At 69.4% G+C, this 13,560-nt stretch carries 16 protein-coding genes; 12 read left to right on the plus strand and 4 right to left on the minus strand.

Annotated elements, in window-relative coordinates:
* Positions 1-50: 50 nt before the first annotated feature.
* Positions 51-1,199, plus strand: coding sequence for a glycerate kinase (locus HSX14_RS07480; RefSeq protein ID WP_173176325.1), 1,149 nt, complete (start codon positions 51-53; stop codon positions 1,197-1,199).
* Here HSX14_RS07480 and HSX14_RS07485 read toward each other — a convergent pair.
* Positions 1,184-1,420 carry a hypothetical protein gene (locus HSX14_RS07485; protein WP_173176327.1) on the minus strand — a complete coding sequence of 79 codons (237 nt, stop codon included), beginning with the start codon at positions 1,418-1,420 and terminating at the stop codon, positions 1,184-1,186. The two genes, HSX14_RS07480 and HSX14_RS07485, sit on opposite strands and share 16 nt — an antisense overlap.
* A 158-nt stretch (positions 1,421-1,578) precedes the next feature.
* On the opposite strand from HSX14_RS07485, the gene HSX14_RS07490 reads away from it, so the two are divergent.
* The 10 genes from HSX14_RS07490 to HSX14_RS07535 all read left to right on the plus strand — a co-directional run bounded on the left by HSX14_RS07490 (position 1,579) and on the right by HSX14_RS07535 (position 10,605).
* Entirely contained in the window at positions 1,579-2,043 is a 465-nt protein-coding gene (locus HSX14_RS07490; RefSeq protein WP_031287607.1) for an outer membrane lipoprotein, read from the plus strand.
* A gap of 235 nt (positions 2,044-2,278) precedes the next feature.
* The gene (locus HSX14_RS07495; protein WP_173176329.1) at positions 2,279-5,074 is read left to right on the plus strand and encodes a monovalent cation/H+ antiporter subunit A; all 2,796 of its coding nucleotides are present in this window, start codon (positions 2,279-2,281) and stop codon (positions 5,072-5,074) included.
* Positions 5,074-5,406, plus strand: a complete 333-nt coding sequence (locus HSX14_RS07500; RefSeq protein ID WP_021219224.1) for a Na+/H+ antiporter subunit C — start codon at positions 5,074-5,076, stop codon at positions 5,404-5,406. Before HSX14_RS07495 ends, HSX14_RS07500 begins: the two co-directional genes overlap by 1 nt.
* Complete coding sequence (locus HSX14_RS07505) at positions 5,403-6,905, plus strand: monovalent cation/H+ antiporter subunit D (RefSeq protein ID WP_173176331.1); 1,503 nt, start codon at positions 5,403-5,405, stop codon at positions 6,903-6,905. Before HSX14_RS07500 ends, HSX14_RS07505 begins: the two co-directional genes overlap by 4 nt.
* On the plus strand, positions 6,902-7,402 hold the full coding sequence (locus HSX14_RS07510; protein ID WP_173176333.1) for a Na+/H+ antiporter subunit E: 501 nt from the start codon (positions 6,902-6,904) through the stop codon (positions 7,400-7,402). The genes HSX14_RS07505 and HSX14_RS07510 overlap by 4 nt, the downstream gene beginning before the upstream one ends.
* On the plus strand, positions 7,387-7,656 hold the full coding sequence (locus tag HSX14_RS07515) for a K+/H+ antiporter subunit F (RefSeq protein WP_173176335.1): 270 nt from the start codon (positions 7,387-7,389) through the stop codon (positions 7,654-7,656). Before HSX14_RS07510 ends, HSX14_RS07515 begins: the two co-directional genes overlap by 16 nt.
* Complete coding sequence (locus HSX14_RS07520; protein WP_173176337.1) at positions 7,653-8,000, plus strand: Na+/H+ antiporter subunit G; 348 nt, start codon at positions 7,653-7,655, stop codon at positions 7,998-8,000. Before HSX14_RS07515 ends, HSX14_RS07520 begins: the two co-directional genes overlap by 4 nt.
* A gap of 75 nt (positions 8,001-8,075) precedes the next feature.
* Positions 8,076-8,987 carry a DMT family transporter gene (locus HSX14_RS07525; RefSeq protein WP_173176339.1) on the plus strand — a complete coding sequence of 304 codons (912 nt, stop codon included), beginning with the start codon at positions 8,076-8,078 and terminating at the stop codon, positions 8,985-8,987.
* A 9-nt stretch (positions 8,988-8,996) separates the two neighbouring features.
* Entirely contained in the window at positions 8,997-10,091 is a 1,095-nt protein-coding gene (locus HSX14_RS07530; protein ID WP_173176341.1) for a PLP-dependent cysteine synthase family protein, read from the plus strand.
* Between the two features lies 1 nt (position 10,092).
* On the plus strand, positions 10,093-10,605 hold the full coding sequence (locus HSX14_RS07535; protein ID WP_173176343.1) for a GNAT family N-acetyltransferase: 513 nt from the start codon (positions 10,093-10,095) through the stop codon (positions 10,603-10,605).
* A gap of 3 nt (positions 10,606-10,608) precedes the next feature.
* Here the strand turns inward: HSX14_RS07535 and gap are convergent, their stop codons facing one another.
* Both gap and HSX14_RS07545 read right to left on the minus strand, forming a co-directional pair.
* Positions 10,609-11,607: a type I glyceraldehyde-3-phosphate dehydrogenase gene (gap, locus tag HSX14_RS07540; RefSeq protein WP_173176353.1), complete on the minus strand. Its 999-nt coding sequence runs from the start codon at positions 11,605-11,607 to the stop codon at positions 10,609-10,611.
* Positions 11,608-11,736: 129 nt separating this feature from the next.
* Entirely contained in the window at positions 11,737-12,399 is a 663-nt protein-coding gene (locus tag HSX14_RS07545) for a COG3650 family protein (RefSeq protein ID WP_173176355.1), read from the minus strand.
* 66 nt (positions 12,400-12,465) lie between these two features.
* Here HSX14_RS07545 and HSX14_RS07550 point away from each other — a divergent pair, with 66 nt between their 5' ends.
* On the plus strand, positions 12,466-12,861 hold the full coding sequence (locus HSX14_RS07550; protein ID WP_173176357.1) for a DUF488 domain-containing protein: 396 nt from the start codon (positions 12,466-12,468) through the stop codon (positions 12,859-12,861).
* Between the two features lie 3 nt (positions 12,862-12,864).
* On the opposite strand, the gene HSX14_RS07555 is transcribed toward HSX14_RS07550, so the two are convergent.
* Positions 12,865-13,464: a short chain dehydrogenase gene (locus HSX14_RS07555; protein WP_173176359.1), complete on the minus strand. Its 600-nt coding sequence runs from the start codon at positions 13,462-13,464 to the stop codon at positions 12,865-12,867.
* Positions 13,465-13,560: the final 96 nt, after the last annotated feature.

The raw sequence follows: 13,560 nt of genomic DNA on the forward strand, positions 1-13,560 counted from the left end.
CGCAGTACTGCCCGGAGCCTGGTGCTCCGGGCCCATCCCGAGGTAACCCGATGAAGATTGTGATTGCCCCCGACTCCTTCAAGGAAAGCCTGAGCGCGCCCGACGTGGCTGCCGCCATCGGGCGCGGCTGGACGTCGGTGCACCCGGCCGCACAGGTACTGCTGCGCCCCATGGCCGACGGCGGGGAGGGCACGGTTGATGCCGTGCTCGCGGCCACGGGCGGCGAGCGCCGCACGGCCATCGTGCGGGGGCCGCTGGGGGACGGCGTCGAGGCGCACTGGGGCTGGCTGGGGGAGGGCGGCGCGATCATCGAGATGGCCGCCGCCAGCGGCTTGCACCGGGTGCCCCAGGCCGAGCGGGATGCCACCCGCACTTGCAGTTTCGGTACCGGTGAGCTGATCCGCGAGGCTTTGGACGCCGGCGCGACGCGCATCACCCTGGGCCTCGGCGGCAGCGCCACCAACGATGGCGGCGCCGGGCTGCTGCGGGCACTCGGGCTGCGTCTGCTGGACGCGGATGGCGAGGAGCTGGCGCCCGGTGGCGCCGCATTGGCGGGGCTGGCATGCATCGATCGCAGCGGCATCGATCCACGCCTCGCAGGTGTCGCGTTCGATGTGGCGGCGGATGTGGACAACCCGCTCTGCGGCCCTCGCGGCGCCTCCCATGTCTTCGGCCCGCAGAAGGGGGCGAGCCCGGCGCAGGTCGAGGCGTTGGACGCAGCCCTGCAGCGCTATGCCGATGTCGTGGCCGCCGAACTGGGCGAGGATCACAGCCGCCAACCGGGTGTCGGCGCGGCCGGTGGGTTGGGCTTCGCCGCGCGGGCCTTCCTCGGCGCACGTTTCCGTCCCGGCATCGAACTGGTGGCCGAGCTGGCCGGGTTGGCCGAGGCAGTGGTCGGTGCCGACCTGGTGATCACCGGGGAGGGGCGCCTGGATGCCCAGAGCCTGCACGGCAAGACGCCGGTGGGCGTGGCGCGTATCGCGCGCGCTGCCGGCGTCCCGGTGATCGCCCTGGCGGGCAGCCTGGGGGAGGGCTACCCGCGTCTGCGCGAGGCGGGCATCGAGGCGGCCTTCAGCCTGGTGCCCGGGCCGATGACGCTGGATCGGGCGATGGCCGTGGCCGCCGGGGAACTGGAAGCACGCAGCGCCGACATCGCCCGGCTCTGGGCGCTGGCGGCGCGCAGTCAGGCGCCGGGGTAACGCTGCGCGGCCTGTTCGAGCCAGGCGGGCAGGTCCTTGCGCTTCACGCCCTCACGACGCGCGGCCTGCAGTTGGTCGAGCATGTAGTCGCGGCGCCCGGCATCCGCCCCGGCGAGCGACAGCGCCAGGTCGCGATCCATCCAGCGCTTGATGCGCACGTAGATCCACCAGTGGAAGTACAGCCCCGCTGCGGTGGTGACGACGATGATGAAATAATCCATGAACTACCCTTGCTCTGGCGGCACCCGGGCGCTTCGGCGTTGTCCGAGTGAGGAGTCTGTATGGAAACTGAACGGGTCGGCAGTTTGTTCAGGCGCCGGGTGACAGTTTCCGCAGCTGCGGAGTCTAATGGACGAGCATCCAATCTGGAGGAAATGCTATGCGTAAATCCGTTCTGCTAGTCGCTTCGTTCTCTGCGGTAGCGATGCTTCTGGGCGGCTGTCAGTCGAGCCTGACCGGAGACACCTATTCGCGCGACGAAGCACGTCAGGTGCAGACCGTGCGCATGGGCACCATCGAGTCGCTGCGTCCGGTGAAGATCGAAGGCACCAAGACCCCGATCGGCGCAGGTGCCGGTGCGGTCGTTGGTGGCGTCGGCGGCAGCGCCATCGGTGGCGGGCGTGGCAGCGTGGTGGCGGCGGTTATCGGCGCGGTCGCCGGCGGCCTGCTGGGTGCCGCGACCGAGGAAGGCCTGACCCGTACCCAGGGCGTCGAGATCACCGTTCGCGAGGACGATGGCTCCATGCGTGCCTATGTACAGGAAGTGCAGGAAAACGAAATCTTCCGTGTAGGCGAGCGCGTGCGCATCATGACCGTCAACGGTACCAGCCGCGTCTCCCACTGATCCCGGTTCGCCCGCCACGGGCGAATCCTCCCCGTTTCGTCTCTACTCTCCCGTGCCACCTCCGGAAGAGGGGGGCCGCGCAGCAATGCGCATCGCCTCTTCCGGAGGCGGCGGGCTTTTGCTAGTTTTTTGAAATAATTCAATGCATGTTCGGCAATCGATAGTTATGGATAATCGTCGAGTTTCGCCACGCCGGTCCTCAGCGCTGGACGAGGCCAAGTAAGGAGGATCATCGATGTATCTGGCGCTGATTGTCGCGCTGCCTTTTCTGGGCGCACTGCTGCCCCTGTTCGCCGAACGCCTGGGACGTAACCAGGCGTCGCTCGCCGCTGCCCTGGCACCGCTGGCAGGCCTGGTCCTGCTGCTGACCCTGGCGCCCGGCGTGCTGGCCGGGGAGACCCTGAAGCTGGTCCTGCCCTGGCTGCCCGGCCTGGGCTTGAACTTCAGCCTGCGCCTCGATGGCCTGGGCTTCCTCTTCGCGCTGCTGATCCTCGGAATCGGCCTCCTGGTCATCCTCTACGCGCGCTATTACCTCTCCGAGCGCGAGCCCATCGGGCGCTTCTTCGCCTTCCTGCAGCTGTTCATGGGCGCGATGCTCGGCGTGGTGCTCTCGGAGAACCTGCTGCTGATGCTGGTGTTCTGGGAGGCCACCAGCCTGTCGTCCTTCCTGCTCATCGGCTTCTGGGGCCATCGCTCGGACGCCCGCAAGGGCGCGCGCATGGCGCTGACGGTGACCGGTGCCGGAGGCCTCGCGCTGCTGGCGGGCATCCTGCTGCTGGGCCACGTGGTCGGCAGCTTCGAGCTGAGCGACGTGCTGGCCGCGGGCGACCTCATCCGCGCCCACGCGCTCTATCCGCTGCTGCTGTGCCTGGTGCTGCTGGGCGCGCTGACCAAGTCGGCGCAGTTCCCCTTCCACTTCTGGCTGCCCCACGCGATGGCGGCGCCGACCCCGGTGTCCGCGTACCTGCACTCGGCGACCATGGTCAAGGCCGGCGTCTTCCTCCTGGCGCGGCTCTACCCGGCGCTGGCCGGCACCGACTGGTGGTTCTACCTGGTGAGCATCAGCGGCCTGGCGACCCTGCTGCTGGGCGCGACGATGGCGCTCTTCCAGCACGACCTCAAGGGCCTGCTGGCGTATTCGACCATCAGCCACCTGGGCCTGATCACCCTGCTGTTCGGCCTCGACTCGCCGATGTCCAACGTCGCGGCGGTGTTCCACATCATCAACCACGCCACCTTCAAGGCCTCGCTGTTCATGGCCGCGGGGATCATCGACCACGAGACCGGCAGCCGCGACATGCGCCTGATCAACGGCATGTGGCGCTACCTGCCGCACACCGCGGTGCTGGCGATGGTGGCTTCCCTGGCGATGGCCGGGGTGCCGCTGCTCAACGGCTTCCTCAGCAAGGAGATGTTCTTCGGCGAGGCCCTGAGCCAGGACATGGCCGGCGGCCTGCACTGGCTGCTGCCGCTGGGTGCGACCCTGGCGGGCGTGTTCTCCGTGGGCTATTCGCTGCGCTTCGTGCATGACGTGTTCTTCAATGGTGAGCCCAAGCCGCTGCCGAAATTCCCGCCCCATGAGCCGCCGCGCTACATGAAGGTGCCGGTGGAGATCCTCGTCGCGCTTTGCGTGCTGGTGGGCATGGCGCCCAACTTCACCGTGGCGCCGCTGCTCGCCGTGGCCGCCGGTGCCAGCCTGGGGGGCGAGCTGCCCGAGTACAGCCTGGCGATCTGGCATGGCCTCAACCTGCCGCTGGCGATGAGCTGCGTGGCGCTGCTTGGCGGCGTGCTGCTCTATGTCGGGCGCAAGCCGCTGTTCCGCTGGTACGCGGGGCTGCCCGACGCCGACGCCAAGCTGGTGTTCGAGGCGGCGATGCAGCGCCTGGTGCGCGGCGCCACCCGCCTGACCGAATGCCTGGAGAACGGCTCGCAACAGCGCTACCTGGCCCTGCTGGTGCTGGCGGCGCTGGTGGTGGTGGGCGTGTCGCTGTGGCCGCTGTCCCACCTGACCGGCTCGCGCCCGCCGATGCCGCTGGATGGCGCCGCCCTCGTGGGCATGCTGGTGCTCTCGGCGACTGCGGTGCTCACGGCCGTGTTCCACCGCCAGCGCCTGGTGGCCCTGCTGGTGCTGGGTGTCGGCGGCCTGCTGGTGGCCCTGGCCTTCGCCCGCTTCTCCGCTCCCGACCTGGCGTTGACCCAGCTCTCGGTGGAGGTGGTGACCATGGTCCTGCTGATGCTGGCCATGTACTACCTGCCCTCGCGCACCCCCCGCGAAAGCTCGATGACGCGCCGCCTGCGCGACCTGCTGCTGGCACTCGGCGGGGGCAGCGTGGTCGGCGTGCTGGTCTATGCGGTGATGACCCGGCCTTACCAGACCATCGCCGACTTCTTCCTGGAGAACGCCGTGGGCGGTGGCGGCGGGCACAACGCGGTGAACGTCATCCTCGTGGACTTCCGTGGCTTCGACACCCTGGGCGAGATCACCGTCCTGGCCATCGCCGCCGTCGGTGTCCATGCGCTGCTTTCCGGCCTGCGCCTGACCAACCCCACCTGCGATCCCCAGGGCCGCAACTGGGCGCGCTCCAGCCGGCCACTGATCCTCGAGACCCTCTCGCGCCTGCTGCTGCCCCTGGCGCTGCTGGTGTCCGCCTTCATTTTCCTGCGTGGGCACAACCTGCCTGGCGGTGGCTTCATCGCCGGGCTGATCACCGCCTCCGCGCTCATCCTGCAGTACATCGCCAGCGGCTCGGCCTGGGTCGAGTCGCGTCGACCGCTGCGCTACCAGCGCATGGCCGGTGCCGGGGTGATGATTGCTGGCCTCACCGGGCTGGGCAGCCTGGTGTTCGGCGCCCCCTTCCTGACCTCGGCCTTCGACCACTTCCGCCTGCCGCTGGTGGGTGAGATCGAGCTGGCCACCGCGCTGTTCTTCGACCTGGGCGTGTACCTGGCCGTGGTCGGGGCCGTCATGCTGATGCTGGCCGGCCTCGGCAAGCTCAGCCTGCACCCGCCAATCACCGAGGAGATCCACTGATGGAGGCCCTGTTCGCCGTCACCCTTGGCCTGCTCACCGCCAGCGGCATCTACCTGCTGCTGCGTGCTCGCACCTTTCCCGTGGTGCTGGGGCTGACCCTGCTGTCCTACGCCGTCAACCTGTTCCTCTTCGCCATGGGGCGCCTCGCCGGCGACGCCGCGGTGATCGGCAGCGGCGGGCAATACGCCGACCCGCTGCCCCAGGCGCTGGTGCTCACCGCCATCGTCATCGGCTTCGCCATGACCGCCTTCGTGGTGACCCTGGCGCTGCGCGGCGTGGGGGAGCTGGGCAACGACCACGTGGATGGCCGCGCGGACGGGGAGGGGCGATGAGTCACCTGTCCATCCTGCCGATCCTGATCCCGATGTTCGCCGGGGCGCTGCTGCTGATGCTGCCGTCCCTGGAGCGGCTCAAGCGCGCCATCTCGGTCATCGCCACCCTGGCCCTGGTGCCGCTGGCGCTGCTGCTGATGGCCCGCGCCGACGACGGCCAGCTGCAGGTCTACGCCCTGGGCGGCTGGCAGCCGCCGTTCGGCATCGTCCTGCTGCTCGATCGCCTCGCGGCGCTGATGCTGCTGGCCACCGCCGTGCTCGGCAGTGCCGTGGTGCTCTATGCGGTGCGTGGCGACGACCGTCGCGGCCTGCGCTTCCACGCGCTGCTGCAACTCCAGCTGCTGGGCATCAACGGCGCCTTCATGACCGGCGACCTGTTCAACCTCTTCGTGTTCTTCGAGATCATGCTGATCGCCTCCTATGCGCTGCTGTTCCACGGCGGCGGCGCGGAGCGGGTGCGTGCCGGGCTGCACTACGTGGTGCTCAACCTGGTGGGCTCGGCCTTCTTCCTGATCGCGATCGGCGTGCTCTATGGCGTCACCGGCACCCTGAACATGAGCGATCTTTCCGCCAAGGTGGCCCAGGCCGATGCCGACAGCGCATCGTTGCTGGCCGCCGCCGGCCTGCTCCTGCTGGTGGTCTTCGCCCTCAAGGCCGCGCTCCTGCCGCTGCACTTCTGGCTGCCGCGTGCCTATTCGGCCGCCAGCGCGCCGGTGGCGGCGCTGTTCGCGATCATGACCAAGGTCGGCGTCTACTCCATCGTGCGCATCTACCTGCTGGTGTTCGGCACCGGGGCCGGCGAACTGGCGGACCTCGCCCTCGCCTGGCTCTGGCCCCTGGCCCTGGGGACCATGGCGCTTGCGGCGATCGGCGCCCTCGCCGCCACCCGCCTGCCGGCGCTGGTGGCCTACCTGGTGCTGCTCTCCGCCGGCACGCTGCTGGCCGCCGTCGCGCTGGGCACGCCCGAATCCCTGGCGGCGGCGCTGTTCTACCTGCTGCACAGCACCTGGGTGGCGGGCGGGATGTTCCTGCTCGCCGACCTGATCGCCCGTCAGCGCGGCGACAAGGCCGGCCTGCTGGTGCAAGGGCCGGCGTTGATGAACCCGCACCTGCTGGGCGGCGCCTTCTTCTTCGGCGCCATCGCCGTGGCCGGCCTACCGCCACTGTCCGGTTTCATCGGCAAGGTGCTGCTGCTCAAGGCGGTGGCGCCTGGCGTGCAGGCGGCGCTGCTGTGGTCGTTGCTGCTCGGTGGCAGCCTGCTCTGCCTGGTCGCCCTCAGCCGCGCCGGCAGCACACTGTTCTGGCGGGTAGGCAACGACGTGCTGGGCAGCGCCGAGCTGGACCGTGGCCGCCTGCTGGCGACCTTCGCGCTGCTCGCCACCGCCCTGCTGCTGGTGGCCTTCGCCGCGCCGCTGCTCGATTACGTGCAGGCCACCGCCGTGCAGCTGCATGACGTCGACCTCTACCGGCAGGTGAGCCTGCCAGGAGCGACGCCATGATCCGTCGCCTCCTGCCCCATCCGACCATGAGCCTGCTGTTGCTGCTGGTGTGGCTGCTGCTGGTCGACTCCGTCGCCCTCGGCCACTGGCTGCTGGGCGGCCTGCTCGGCGTGGCCATCCCGTTGCTGTGCAACCCGTTGATGATCGAGCGCCCCCGCGAATGGCACCCGACCCTGCTGGTGCGTTTCGTGCTGCTGGTGATGTGGGACATCCTGGTGGCCAACTTCCAAGTCGCGCGCCAGACCCTGGGCCCGCTGCACAGGCTGCGCCCGGCCTTCGTCGAGGTGCCCATCGACCTGGACAACGAGATGGCCATCAGCATGCTGGTGTGCGTGGTCTCGCTGACCCCGGGCTCGGTCTCCGCCGACCTCTCGGCGGACCGCCGGACCCTGCTGGTGCACGCCCTCGACGTGCCGGACGAGGCGGCGCTGATCGCCGAGATCAAGTCGCGCTACGAGGCGCCCCTGAAGGAGGTCTTCCCATGCTCGCCTACGTGATCCCGCTGTGCCTCGGGCTGCTGGTGCTCGCCCTGCTGCTGACCCTGGCCCGCCTGGTCCGTGGCCCCTGCCTGCCGGACCGGATGCTGGCCCTGGACACCCTCTACGTCAACGCCATCGCCCTGCTGATCCTGCTGGGCATCTGGCAGGGCACCACCCTCTACTTCGAAGTGGCGCTGCTGATCGCCGTGCTCGGCTTCGTCGGCACCGTGGCGGTGGCCAAGTACATGCTGCGAGGAGACATCATCGAATGAACGCCGAGCCCCTGGCCCTCTGGGTCGAGATCCTCATCTCGCTGTTCCTCCTGCTGGGCGCGGCCTTCGTGCTGATCGGTGCCATCGGCCTGTTCCGCCTGCCGGACTTCTTCATGCGCCTGCACGGGCCGACCAAGGCGACCACCCTGGGCGTGGGCAGCCTGGTGGTGGCCTCGTTGATCTACTTCTCGGCGACCCGCGAAGGCCTCAGCCTGCACGAGCTGCTGATCAGCCTGTTCCTCTTCATCAGTGCCCCGGTCAGTGCCTACATGCTGGCCAAGGCGGCGGTGCTGCAGCAGTTGCCGCTGACGCCGCGCACCCGTGGCAAGCCCTGGGAGCAGTAACAGTTTTATCCCCTCGCTGTGCCTGTCATGGCGCCGGCCCGGCGCCTAGACTTGTGATTTTCCCGGAGGCAGGCGATGGCGCAGCAAGGTCGTTGGGTGGCGGTCGCCTGCCTGGTCCTGGCCATGGCCTTGTGGGGCAGCTCCTTCATCGCCCTCAAGCTGGCCTTCCGCGAAGTGGCGCCCATGTGGGTGATCTTCGCGCGCATGGCCTTCGGCAGCCTGGTCTTCCTGCTCGCGTGGCGCTGGCGCGGTGAGTGCGATCCCCGGCCCGGGGACTGGAAATACTTCCTCGGCCTCGCCGCCTGCGAACCCTGCCTGTACTTCATCTTCGAGGCCCTGGCGCTGCAGCACACCAGTGCCGCCCAGGCCGGGATGATCACCGCGCTGCTGCCGCTGCCGCTGCTGGTGGCGGTCGGCGCCTACGCCTTCCTCCGTGAGCGCATCACCCGCACCACCCTGGCGGGCTTCCTCCTGGCGGTGGCCGGTGCCGTGTGGCTGAGCCTGGCCGGCGAGGCGGACGCGCACGCCACGGCGCCGTTGCTGGGCAACTTCTACGAATTCCTCGCCATGGTCTGCGCCACCGGCTACACCTTGCTGCTCAAGCATTTGTCGGCGCGCTATTCGGTGTTCCTGCTCACCGCGATGCAGGCGTTCATCGGCGCGCTGTTCTTCCTGCCCGTCGCCGCGCTGACCGCGCCGCTGCCGCAAGCGCCCGGCGCACTGGCCATCGGCTCGATGCTCTACCTGGGCGTGGTCGTGACCGTCGGCGCCTATGGGCTGTACAACTTTGGCGTGGGCCGCCTGCCGGCCAGCCAGGCATCGGGGTTCATCAACCTGATCCCGGTGTTCACCCTGATCTTCGCCATGCTCCTGCTGGACGAGCGCCTGAGCCCCATGCAGCTCGGCGCCGCCGCCCTGGTCTTCGCCGGGGTGGCCCTGAGCCAGTGGCGCAGCGCTCCTCCGGCGCCCGCCGGCATCCTGGACTGAGAGGTCGTCATGCAAGACATCCGTAGCTGGACCCGCGAAGCCCTGCGCATCATCGAGGCGGACTTCCAGCGCAGCGCCGACACCCACCTGATTCCCCTGGAGCTCCCCGGCCTTCCGGGTATCGAGCTGTACTTCAAGGACGAGTCGAGCCACCCCACCGGCAGCCTCAAGCACCGCCTGGCGCGCTCGCTGTTCCTCTACGCGCTGTGTAACGGCCGGCTGAAGCCGGGGGCGCCGGTGATCGAGGCCTCCAGCGGTTCGACGGCGATTTCCGAAGCCTATTTCGCCCGCCTGCTGGGCCTGCCCTTCATCGCCGTGGTGCCGGCGTCCACCTCGCGGGAGAAGATCGCCCAGATCGCCTTCTACGGCGGGCGCAGCCACCTGGTGGACGACCCGACGCAGATCCACGCCGAATCCGAGCGCCTGGCCCGCGAAAGCGGCGGCCATTTCATGGACCAGTTCACCTACGCCGAGCGGGCCACCGACTGGCGGGCGAACAACAACATCGCCGAGTCGATCTTCCAGCAGCTGCGCCACGAGCATTTCCCCGAGCCAGCCTGGCTGGTCTCCAGCCCCGGCACCGGCGGCACCCTGGCCACCCTGGGCCGCTACGTGCGCTATCGCCAGCACCGCACCCGGGTGTTCTGCGCCGACGCCGAGCGCTCGGTGTTCTTCGATGCCTACCGCAGCGGCGACCGCAGCCTGACCCTGGACTGCGGCTCGCGCATCGAGGGCATCGGCCGGCCGCGCGTGGAGGCGTCCTTCCTGCCGGAGGTGATCGACGCCATGGCCAAGGTGCCGGACGCGCTGTCCCTGGCCGCCATGCGCTACCTGGCCCAGCGCCTCGGGCGGCGTGTCGGCGGGTCCAGCGGCACCAACCTGGTGGGCGCGCTGCTGGTGGGCCTGCGCATGGTCGCGGCGGGGGAGAAGGGCTCGGTGGTCGCCATCCTCTGCGACGGCGGCGAGCGCTACGCCACCACCTACTACGACGATGCCTGGGTGCAGGCCCAGGGCTACGACCTGGCCCCCCTGATCGCGACCATCACGGCTTGTGCGGAGCAGGGCGCGGCGCTGCCCGGCTCCATCCAGCTGGCCGGCCTCTGAGATGACGGCCGGCTTCCAGCTGCGCGCTGCCCGGGCGCAGGACATCGAATCGCTCGCCGGCTTCATCTTCGAGCACGGTCCCAACCCCTGGAACTTCCTGCCCGAAGCCGAGGTGCGCGAACACCTGGGCGGTATCGCCGAGGGGCGCGTGCAGGCGTGCCTGGCCGAGCAGGCGGGACGCCTGGCCGGCTTCGTCACCTTCCATCGGTGCGAGGCGTTCGCCGAGGACCAGGACGGGACGCGTGGCGACCTGCCCCGTGCCTACATCTGCGAGGCCGTGGTGCACCGCGAACTGGCCGGGCGCGGCCTGGGCTCGCGGTTGCTGGCGGCGGTGGTCGAGCGCCTCGCGGCCCAGGGCGTGGGCGATGTGTTCATCGAGCGGCACGAGGAAAACGCAGGTTCTGCCGGGATGATGCGCAAGGCGGGTTTCCGCGAGGTGCGCACCTTCGATGACCCCGAGCGCCGTGCCACCGGTTCGCGGCGCACGACGCTCTGCCACCTGCGGGTGGGTTGAGGCTCAGCGCTCCAGCCAGGCCAGCATCACGTCGAGCATGCGGTTGGCGAAGGCCCATTCGTTGTCGTACCAGGCCAGCACCTTGACCAGTTCGCCCTGCACGCGGGTGTGGCCGAGATCCGCTACGCAGGAGACCGGGTGGCCGTTGAAGTCGGTGGAGACCAGCGCCTCCTCGTTGCATTCCATCACCCCGGCGGGCATCCGCGCGGCACCCTCGCGCAGGGCGGCGTTGACCGCCTCGCGGCTGGCCGGGCGTTCGGCGATGAAGGAGAGGTCCACCAGCGAGACGTTGGGCGTCGGCACCCGCACCGCCATGCCGTCCAGGCGCCCGGCCAGCTCGGGGATGACCAGGCCGATGGCGCGCGCCGCGCCGGTGCCGGTGGGGATCATCGACAGGGCGGCGGCGCGGGCGCGATAGAGGTCGTCGTGGGTCTTGTCCAGCAGGTTCTGGTCATTGGTGTAGGCGTGCACCGTGGTCACCAGGCCGCTGCGGATGCCGAACGCCTGGTGCAGCACCTGGGCCAGGGGGGCCAGGCAGTTGGTGGTGCAGGAGGCGTTGGAAACGATGCGCTGGTCGCCCAGCAGGGCGTGGTTGACGCCATAGACCAGGGTCAGGTCGGCGCTGTCCAGCGGGTGCGACAGCAGCACCCGGGGGGCGCCGGCGGCCAGGTGGCGCTCGACCTGCTCACGGCTCTTCATGCGCCCGGAGCACTCCAGCACCAGGTCGACGCCCAGTTCGCTCCAGGGCAGCCGCACCGGGTCGCGTTCGGCGAGCAGGCGGATCGACTGCAGGCCGATGTCCATGCGGTCGCCGTTCAGCTTCACGGGGCAGGCGAAGCGGCCGAAGGTGGAATCGAAGCGGGTGAGGTGGGCGAGGGTGGCGGCGTCGCCGAGGTCGTTGATCGCCTCGATCCGGACGCGGGCGTCGAGGCCCCGTTCGAACAGGGCGCGGACCAGGGCGCGACCGATGCGGCCATATCCATTCAGTGCGATGCGCAGCATGACGTTCTCCTTCTGCTTGTCCTTGCACAAGCTTAGGAGCTGGCGGCGGCCCGTGCGCCCCGGCCGGCCGGTGGCCGCGGCCGAGAGTGCTGGGAGAAAGGAGCCCGGCCCGGGTCGGCCGGGTGGCGGTCACTCGTTGCGCGAGCCGCCGAAATAGGCGCAGCCACGCAGGGGCTTGCCGTCCAGGCGCAGTTCGGCGGTCAGATGCTGCACCGAGCCGCTCATGGAGTCGACGCAGCGCTGCGGGGCGACCCAGAGTTCGATGCGCTTGCCGTTGGCTTCGCTGGTGAGGTTGAAGCGGCCGTGGGGCAGTTGCTCTTCCATGTAGGGCAGGGCGACGGGCTCCTGGCCGAGCTGCTCCAGCACCAGGCCCTTGGCGTTGACGTTGACGTTCCACTCCGGCTCGTGGCCGCTGGCGCGCAGCAGCAGGCGCTTGAAGTTCAGGTCCTCGCAGCCGTGGCCTTCGCGTTGCAGGCGATAGAGCTGGGTAACGTCCATCTGGCCGTCGGCGCCCTGGGCGGCGCCGAGGTTGCCGCGCAGGTCGACGAACAGCGGGCCGGGGCCGTCGTCCAGCAGGGTGGCGGCTTCCTGGAGGATGCCGGTGGCGCCGCTGTCGGCGACCACGAAGCGCCGCTGCTCGGAGCAGGGGCGCAACAGCAGGCGCCCGGCGTCCGCGCTCAGTTCACCCTGGGTACGCGGTGCCAGCGGCGCGGGGGCGTCGTCGGTGGAGAACACCTGGCAGCCGGCGAAGAGGGGGAGCAGACTGAAAAGCAGTGGGCGGACAACGCGCATTCGGGGGGCCTCCTTAAGGAAGCGGCCACGTTACCGGGGCGCATCGACTATCTCAAGGGAGGCACGATGATCCAGTGCAGGCGGGTCTACGAGGAGAGGCGCGACGACGATGGGCGTCGGGTGCTAGTCGACAGGCTGTGGCCACGGGGCTGCCGCAAGGAGGCGCTGGCGCTCGATGCCTGGCTGCGCGACGTGGCGCCCTCGACCGAGCTGCGCCGGGGTTTCTGCCACGACCCGGCGCTGTTCGATCAATTTCGCCTGCGCTATCGCGGCGAACTCGCGGCCCACCCCGAGCACTGGCAGGGCCTGTTGCAGATGGCCCGGGAAGGTCGGCTGACGCTGCTTTTCGCTGCCAAGGACGAGCAGGCCAACAACGCCCGGGTGCTGGCCGAGTTCCTCGAGGAGGAGCTGGACCGCGAAGGTCCGTCCGCCTCGCCGGTGTGCTATGCCGGCGAGGCCTGAGCCCTACCAGACGCGATACACCTGGCCGGTCTGCGCGCCTTCTGCACTCTTGGCATAGGCCAGGGCGGCGAGGGCGGCGGGCACGGCCTTGTAGCCGCGGAAGAAGGGGCCGTAGGAGGGCAGGGCTTCCTCGATCACCGTGGGGCTGACGCTGTTGATGCGCAGGCCACGGGGTAGCTCGATGGCGGCGCTTTTCACGAAGCTGTCGATGGCGCCGTTGACCATGCTCGCCGAGGAGCCGGCGCGGATCGGGTCGTCGCTGAGCACGCCCGAGGTGAGGGTGAAGGAGGCACCGTCGTTGGCGAATTCGCGACCGATCAGCACCAGGTTCACCTGGCCCATCAGCTTGTCCGCCAGGCCCACGGCGAACTGCGCCTCGCCCATCTCCGCCAGGGCGCCGAAATGCACCTTGCCGGTGGCGCTGATCAATGCGTCGAAGCGGCCGGTCTGCTCGAACAGGCGGCGGATCGACGCGGCATCGCGGATGTCCACCTGGAAGTCGCCGCTGCTGTGGCCGACGCGGATGATCTCGTGGCGCTCTTTCAGTTCGTCGTCGATGGCCCGGCCGATGGTGCCGCTGGCACCGATGAGGATGATCTTCATGGGTCGATTCCTGTGTGTGTGGATGACTGAAGCCAGTGTAGAGTCGCTTTTGTTGTCGATAATCCAGGCAATCGGAAACCTGTGGTTCTCATATGG

Source organism: Pseudomonas tohonis, from assembly GCF_012767755.2.
GTDB classification, from domain to species: domain Bacteria; phylum Pseudomonadota; class Gammaproteobacteria; order Pseudomonadales; family Pseudomonadaceae; genus Metapseudomonas; species Metapseudomonas tohonis.